We start from the raw sequence: 988 nt of genomic DNA, 5'->3' as shown, positions 1-988 counted from the left end.
CGAGGCGAAGTATGACCCTCAAAAGGGGAACCTAAATGGGTCATCAGCCAGCGTCCAACTCGAATTGCCAAAATCCAGTGATAACTTTGGATTCGACCTACTGTCACTCATCGGTGTAGCCATTGGTGTCGTCATCTTGGGGATTGGCGGTGTGTTCATCGCACGCGCGACCGGTTCGGAACCAAAGGTACTCTCTACACTCGTAGCAAGTCTCCCGTTCAACTCCTCTCAGAGCGTTGACCACGATGAGACTAGTAGTTCTGAGGGCTCCGTCGACACTTCTCAAGCCTCTGAGACTCAACGCCATGTTAAACGAAAACAACGACTCCAATTGATCGAGACACGGCTGGAGAACGGACAGCCGGATGCAACCGTAATTGGAGCGTATGAGCTCCTTCGGGGTGAGCTCAAAGAAGTGCTAGAGAATGATTCCTCGCTCACACACTGGGAGTTTGTTCGACATGTTCAAGATAAGATCTCAGAAGACGATGCGAACGCGGTTCGCGAACTAACTGAGTCATACGAGATTGCAGCGTTCGCACCTGATAGTGTTTCTGAGGGACGTGCACGGCGTGCATTCGAGATCGCGAAAGCTGGAATTAAGGAGACCGACTAATTTTAGTGAGTAGTTGTCCCAACCAATAGGCGATGACCTCCGATACGGATTGGCGCCTCCTCTTGCCACACTCAGTTCGGTCATTCCCTCCTGACCTCACTGCAGTTGTGCTACTGGTTGCTTTGACCTGTGGGGCTGTCTCAATCCCTGGTATCCGGGAGACACCTCTCCGCATCATACTCGGACTACCATACGTGCTGTTTGTTCCAGGCTACGCTTTTATTGCCGCCCTCTTTCCTGAGGCAGGAACTCCGACCGAAGAGAGTGACTCAAGCACTGACCAAGCGGGTATTGATGGCATTGAGCGTGTGGCTCTTTCGTTCGGGACGAGCATCGCAATTGTGCCACTCATTGGGCTTGTTCTCAATTTCA

At 51.9% G+C, this 988-nt stretch carries 2 protein-coding genes; both read left to right on the top strand.

Going from position 1 to position 988, the window contains the following annotated elements; all coding sequences use genetic code 11:
• The coding region (locus tag AUR66_RS18500) for a DUF4129 domain-containing protein (protein ID WP_157533239.1) at positions 1 to 616 on the top strand (616 nt) is incomplete at its 5' end.
• Positions 617 to 648: 32 nt separating this feature from the next.
• On the top strand, positions 649 to 988 hold a 340-nt coding region (locus tag AUR66_RS20910; RefSeq protein ID WP_157533238.1), incomplete at its 3' end, for a DUF1616 domain-containing protein.

This window comes from Haloferax profundi, assembly GCF_001469865.1.
GTDB lineage: Archaea > Halobacteriota > Halobacteria > Halobacteriales > Haloferacaceae > Haloferax > Haloferax profundi.
Note: the sequence above shows the minus strand (reverse complement) of the source record. Positions and strands in the feature narration are given on the sequence as shown.